Raw genomic sequence first — 6,042 nt, 5'->3', positions numbered from 1 at the left:
GGTGAAGTTGCCGGCGGTGGGGGATCCCAACACCAGCGGGCTCAACGAGCCGTCGTGATTGAAGACCTGCTGGTTGGCCTTGCCGCCGATGATCACGCCGCCGGTGTTGATGATGGTGTAGTTGACCGGGGTTTGCAGGCTGAGCTGGCCGGTGCTGTCCTGGAAGATCTGCGCGAGCAACTGCGGGCGGCTGGGGCGATCGAAGGCCCCTTCGTCCTTGAGGTATTCGCCCGCGATCATGAAGTGGCCGCGGTCTTCGAGGAAATTCGTGCCGTAGGCGCCGTTGAAGCCGTAGCGCTTCGCATCGCTCCGGGCGGACCCGCCGCCGTCGGCGCCGACCTCGAGGCCGGTGAAATTGTCGTCGAGGATGATGTTGACCACCCCCGAGACCGCGCCCGAGCCCCAGGTCGCAGAGGCGCCGCCGGTGACGACGTCCACCTTCTTGATGATGTCTTGCGGGACGGTGTTCAGGTCGCCGCTGCCGGCGAACCGGTGACCATTGAGCAGGGTGAGGGTGCGGTTTGAGCCCAGGCCGCGCAGGTCGGCCGTCGAGGCGCTGTTATTGGTGTTGGCGACCGTCGTCGCCGGGGTCGAGGTCGCACGGAACTGCGGCAGATCGTTCAGGACCAACGCGATGTTCGGGCGGTCGCCCTGGAGCAGCTCGAGGCCGCTGACCACCGTGGTCGGCGTCGGCGCGTCGAAGCCGGCGCGCTGGATGAGGGAGCCGGTCACCACGAGCTCGCCCACCGCGGCGGTCTGGTCCGCCGTCACGGCCGCCGCGGCCGCGGTCTGGGCCGAGGCGCCGCTCGCCAAGGCGGCGGTGAGCGCGATGACGCTGCTTCCCAACGCAAGAGTCTCGGACAACTTGAAACGTGGCGACATCGGCATGAACCCCCAGGTGCGCCACGCGGCGGCGCCGCGTGGTTGCTAATTCTCTAATAGTTTCATGATTGGGAAACTACACTGTAAAAAACCTAGGTCCGTCACCGAACTGTAGTCAACATGTTTCTCATTCGGAAAAGGCTGCGGGTGGGGAATTGAGCGCTTCCGCATCTATGCTGATTGAACAGCGTGCGGGGGCCTCGGCCACTTTCCGGTCTGCGCCGATTCGGGGGCGTCGACGCTTGATTCGAGGGGGCTGTGACGTCGGCGCCGCCAGGGGTGAGCCCGTTCTTCCGTCTCCGCGGGCAGTCGGCGTCTCTATAGTGACGGCGCGCATTTTCCAAGTTTTTCCCGATCTGAAACGCATTGTTGCGCGACATGTCCGGTTGCGTGAAACTGCCCCGACCAAGAGGGCAGGGGACGGCAGATGGAATTGAGTCGACGCGCATCGCTGGGGGCCCTGTTGGCCTTGACCGCCGGATCGGCAGTCGCCGCGGCAAAGCCGGGCGGCGCCTGGTCCAATGTCCGGACCACCGCGCGGAAGATGGTCGCCGACCGCTTCGTGCCGGGCGTTCAGGTCGCAGTTCGGCGCAAGGGCGCGGTGGTCTTCTCCGAGGGGTTCGGCAAGGCGAACCTTGAGTGGGCCAGCCCCATGACCCCCACCACGATCTTGAGGATCGGCTCGGTGAGCAAACAGTTCACCGCCGCCGGCTTTCTCCTTCTGGTGCAGGACGGCAAGGTTTCGTTGGACGACAAGCTGTCGCGGTACTTTCCCGACTTTCCCAACGCCGATCAGCTGACGATGCGGCGGATGCTCAGCCACACTGCGGGTCTGGGGAACTACACCGCCACGACCCCGCCTGAGCGAGTCTGGCAGGATGCCCGTACCGATCGGAATTCGGCTGAGATGCTGGACGCGATGCGCGCCTCCAGCACCAAGCTCGTGTTCGAACCGGGTACGAGCTACCGCTATTCCAACAACGGTTTCGTACTGCTGGGCCTGGTGATGGAGAAGGCCGCAGACCGGCCCTACCGCGAGATTCTGCAGACCCGCATCTTCGGTCCGCTAGGCCTTACGCGCACCGCCGTGGATTCCGCCGCCGACGTCGTCCCCAATCGCGCCAACGGGTACAGCAACGACCAAAGCGCCCCGAGCGGCTTCGTCAACGCCTCGTTCACGTCGATGACCTACCCGGGCGGCGCCGGGGCGATCCGTTCGACGTGTGAAGACCTCTGTGCCTGGCACGCCGGCCTGCTCGGCGGCAAGCTCTTGCAGCCCGCCATGCTGACTCAGATGCTGACACCTGCCACGCTCAACGACGGCTCCCTGCCGATGCAGCAGAACCGCAAGGGCGAAAAGGTGGCCGTGCGCTACGGCTTCGGGATCAGCCTCAATCCGATCGATGGCCACAAGGCGGTTTCCCACGGCGGCAACATCCAGGGTTTTGCCTCCAACCTGGAGACGCTGACCGACGACGGATTGACGATCGCCATGATCATCAACGCCGATGGTGGAACCAAGCCTCCCGCGGGGTTCATGGCGGCGCCTGGCGATATCCAAAAGGCGTTGCGGACTGCTGGCCTAGCCGGCTAGGGCCGCCAGGCCGCGCCAGGCCAGGCCAACGCTCCGCACGATCGCCAGGCCCTGGAGGCGCTGCAGCAGGACCTCGGCCCGCTGCGCGCTTAGGCCGTCGGCCTCGACGCGGATGGTGCAGTCACCGTCCCTGGTGGTCATGGCCACCTGCGCCAGGGTGAGGGGCTGGACGGCGAACAGGGTCAACACGCGCACGAGGACATCCGGGGCGTCTTGGGCCTCGATCAAAAAGGCGTAGCGGCGGCTTGGCTCATACACGGCGCTCGCCTTTACGCTCGACGGCCGCGCGGTAGGTGCGGCTCAGCAACACCCGCCCGGCTGCATCGAAGGCTCTGAGCCTCACGCCCCCGGGATCGTTTCCCGCGGTCGCCCAGATCACCTCTTGCCGAGGGCAGATCCCGACAGCCGGCCAGGCTCGCGCGAGGGCTTCATCCACCTCGAACGGCGAGGCCTCGTCGTCGGCGCTGAGCACCGCTTCCGTCCTGGCGACGACAGTCAGAACGGCCTCGGCGGCCAGATCCGCAACGAATCGGCGGGCGGTCCTTCGGATCGCCGGCGAACAGGGGTCACAGTTCGTAGGGGGCATGGATCGGTCCTCTGTTGAAATGAGAACCGGCGGTGCGCGCATGAAAAAACCCCGCTGCCTTTCGGAAGCGGGGTTCTGATCTTGCGATCCGCCGGAGGTGTTAACTCGCGCTGGTTCGCCCCGCTTCTGAGGGGGGGGTAATAATGGCCATCATCGTCGCGCACACGCCCGCGACCGCGGGTGACCCGGCGGCGGCGGAGGCGAGACGTTTGACGCAGTTGCGCATGGCGACGAAGGATCTCTGCTGACGCGCTCGCTCTAGCCGCTGAGGATCTCTTGGGCAACCGCCTTCATGGTAGGCGGTGCAAATCGCGCCCCAGGTTCAAGAGCGACGTCCTGCATGGATCACTTCTCACCTTCAGGTCGCAAGTCTTGATGGTGGAGCAAAGGTCTGCGGATTTGACCAAGCGGCTTCGATTGCCGCCGGGGCTCGGCGAATAGGCGGCGCTCGAGGGCGCTTGGGGTGGACACCGGGGTGATCCCCGTCGCAGGCTGACGGCGAAGCCAAGGGGGGCCTTATATGCGCGCGATTCTTCTTGCCGCGGCGGCGAGCATTTTCGCCCTGACGGCGGCCACAGCCTCGGCGGCGCCCTCCGACTCCGAAATCAAGGCCCGCGTCGCCCGGGTTCTGAAGGCCACGCCGCTGATCGACGGCCACAACGATTTCCCGTGGGAGGTGCGTGAGCGCTTCGCCCAGAAGACCGGAACCTTTGACTTCAAGTCCGACCTCAGCCGCCAGCCGCAGGCGCCGGGCGGCGAAGGGCCGTTCGGGCTGATGACCGATATCCCGCGCCTGCACGCCGGCGGGGTCGGCGGCCAATTCTGGTCGGTCTACATCCCGGTCACTATCACCGGCCCGGCGGCGGTCGAGACCACCATCGAGCAGATCGACATCGTCAAGCGGCTGGCCGCCCGCTATCCGGCCGATCTCGGCATGGCCTACACCGCCGACGACATCGTGCGTCTGCACCAGGAGGGCCGCATCGCCTCCCTGATCGGCGTCGAAGGCGGCCACCAGATCGACGATTCCATGGCGGTGCTGCGCGCCTACTATGCGCTCGGCGCGCGCTACATGACGCTGGCCCACTTCACCAACAACGACTTCGCTGACTCGGCCACTGATGATCCGAAACACCACGGGCTGACGGCCTACGGCAAGGCCGTGGTGGGCGAGATGAACCGGTTGGGGATGCTGGTGGACCTGAGCCATGTCTCGACCGAGACCATGCGCGCGGCCCTGGAGACCAGCCAGGCGCCGGTGATCTTCTCACATTCCGGCGCTCGGGCGGTGAGTGACCATCCCCGCAACGTGCCCGACGATATCCTGGCCATGGTGGCCAAGAACCGGGGGGTGGTGATGGCCAACTTCGCCACCGGGTATGTCTCCGACGCCCGGCGTCGTTGGAACGCTGATCAGGCCGCGGAGACGGCGCGCATGGCCAACCTGTGGACGGGCCAGCCGGGTAACCGCAAGGCCGCAATGACCGCCTGGGAAGCCGCCCATCCCATGCCCCGCGTGACCATTCCTATGGTCGCCGACCACATCGAGCACATTCGCAAGATCTGCGGCGCGGACTGCGTGGGCATAGGCTCCGACTTCGATGGCATCGGCGACACGGTGGAGGGCCTGGAAGGTGTCGACAAATACCCGGCGCTGCTGGCCGAGCTTGCCCGCCGCGGGTGGTCGGACGAGGACCTGGGCAAACTGGCCGGCGGCAACCTGTTGCGCGCGCTGCGAGAGACCGAGGCGACGGCGAAGCGTCTGCAGGCGACGCAGCCGTCTGAGGCCACGATCGCAGAGCTTGATGGGACGAAAAAGTAGTCTCCCAAACTCCGGTCAGCCGCCGACCGTCGATCCCGCAAGCCGTCGTGCCAGTGCGAGACATGGTCACTCGGCAGCTCTCCGCACGGGCTCGGGTCGGTGGTCATGATGCCCGAGCTGCGCTGCCCGCAAGACGCGTTGATTAGCACGGGCGCCGACGGCAAAGTCGCCGCCGGAATCTATGCGGTAGGGGTTGGGGCGTGTTGATGCGTGGCTTGAGGCTTTTGGGATGCGGCGCTCTTGCGGCGCTGGCCATGGCGGCGGCCGCCCCATCCCGCGCCGCGCCGGCCACGCCGGCTGCGACGATCGCCAGCCTGGACGCCTTCGATGCGCAGAAGAAATCGGTGGTGCTGCCGAACGGTCTGCGGCTGGCCTATGTCGAGATGGGAAACCCCAAAGGTCGGCCCGTCGTGCTGATCCACGGCTATACCGACAACGCACGCGACTGGTGGCCGCTAACGCCCTACCTCGACAAGTCGTTTCGCCTGATCATCGTCGACATCCGCGGGCATGGAGGATCGGGCAAGCCGGAGTGCTGTTACACGCGCGTCGATTTCGCCTACGACATCAAGCTTCTGCTCGACGCCCTGAAAATCGACAAGGCGGACATCGTCGGCCATTCACTGGGAAGCATCATTACCCAGACGTTCGCCGAGCTGTGGCCCGAACGGACCGCCCGCGTGGTGCTGGTATCCTCGACCGGAGGCCCGCGAAAGGCGGCGAAGACGGGAGTTTCTACCGCCCCGGCGCCGCCTGCCTTCGACTTCCGCTCCGCAATTGTGAAGCTGAGGGACCCGATCGACCCGGATTCGCCGTTCATGGTCGCCTGGTGGTCGTCGCCGACGCCGGTGGATGAGGCGTTCATTCAACGCCAACGTCAGGACGCCGCGAAGATCCCGGTGAAGGTATGGCTGGCGGTCCTCGATCAGGGCCTGGAGGGCGTGGACCTGCAAGCGACCCTCCCCAAACTCAAGGCTCCGACGCTCCTGATCTGGGGCGGCAAGGACCAGATCATCGACATGGAAGGGCGCGAAACCCTACGTGAAGGCTTGCCCGCCGCCACGGTGAAGGTCTTCGAACAACTCGGCCACAACCCGTTCTGGGAGGACGCGCCGGGCGTCGCTGCGGAGATCAACCGCTTCTTGGGGCATCCGTAGG

The 6,042-nt window shown here is 66.0% G+C and carries 6 protein-coding genes; 3 read left to right on the top strand and 3 right to left on the bottom strand.

The features are described from left to right. The coding region (locus VGI62_RS02095; RefSeq protein ID WP_331502733.1) for a TonB-dependent receptor plug domain-containing protein at positions 1–882 on the bottom strand (882 nt) is incomplete at its 3' end. Between the two features lie 427 nt (positions 883–1,309). Here VGI62_RS02095 and VGI62_RS02090 point away from each other — a divergent pair. Next, on the top strand, positions 1,310–2,476 hold the full coding sequence (locus VGI62_RS02090; protein ID WP_331502732.1) for a serine hydrolase domain-containing protein: 1,167 nt from the start codon (positions 1,310–1,312) through the stop codon (positions 2,474–2,476). On the opposite strand, the gene VGI62_RS02085 is transcribed toward VGI62_RS02090, so the two are convergent. Together VGI62_RS02085 and VGI62_RS02080 are read right to left on the bottom strand one after the other, a co-directional pair. Continuing rightward, positions 2,465–2,734: a hypothetical protein gene (locus tag VGI62_RS02085; RefSeq protein WP_331502731.1), complete on the bottom strand. Its 270-nt coding sequence runs from the start codon at positions 2,732–2,734 to the stop codon at positions 2,465–2,467. The two genes, VGI62_RS02090 and VGI62_RS02085, sit on opposite strands and share 12 nt — an antisense overlap. Beyond that, a complete protein-coding gene (locus VGI62_RS02080; RefSeq protein ID WP_331502730.1) occupies positions 2,727–3,062 on the bottom strand; it encodes a hypothetical protein in 336 nt (111 codons plus the stop codon). The genes VGI62_RS02085 and VGI62_RS02080 overlap by 8 nt, the downstream gene beginning before the upstream one ends. Positions 3,063–3,582: 520 nt before the next feature. On the opposite strand from VGI62_RS02080, the gene VGI62_RS02075 reads away from it, so the two are divergent. Both VGI62_RS02075 and VGI62_RS02070 read left to right on the top strand, forming a co-directional pair. Beyond that, positions 3,583–4,884 carry a dipeptidase gene (locus VGI62_RS02075; RefSeq protein ID WP_331502729.1) on the top strand — a complete coding sequence of 434 codons (1,302 nt, stop codon included), beginning with the start codon at positions 3,583–3,585 and terminating at the stop codon, positions 4,882–4,884. A 206-nt stretch (positions 4,885–5,090) separates the two neighbouring features. Next, complete coding sequence (locus tag VGI62_RS02070) at positions 5,091–6,041, top strand: alpha/beta hydrolase (RefSeq protein ID WP_331502728.1); 951 nt, start codon at positions 5,091–5,093, stop codon at positions 6,039–6,041. Position 6,042: the final 1 nt, after the last annotated feature.

The sequence above is a fragment of the Phenylobacterium sp. genome (assembly GCF_036495085.1).
Taxonomy (GTDB): domain Bacteria; phylum Pseudomonadota; class Alphaproteobacteria; order Caulobacterales; family Caulobacteraceae; genus Phenylobacterium.
The sequence above is the reverse complement of the archived record's forward strand: the minus strand, read 5'-3'. Positions and strand labels throughout refer to the sequence as shown.

Coding starts and splice junctions, on each gene's coding strand:
- VGI62_RS02080 (WP_331502730.1), bottom strand. CDS start 3,062: ATGCCCCCTACGAACTGTGACCCCTGTTCGCCGGCGATCCGAAGGACC.
- VGI62_RS02075 (WP_331502729.1), top strand. CDS start 3,583: ATGCGCGCGATTCTTCTTGCCGCGGCGGCGAGCATTTTCGCCCTGACG.
- VGI62_RS02070 (WP_331502728.1), top strand. CDS start 5,091: ATGCGTGGCTTGAGGCTTTTGGGATGCGGCGCTCTTGCGGCGCTGGCC.
- VGI62_RS02090 (WP_331502732.1), top strand. CDS start 1,310: ATGGAATTGAGTCGACGCGCATCGCTGGGGGCCCTGTTGGCCTTGACC.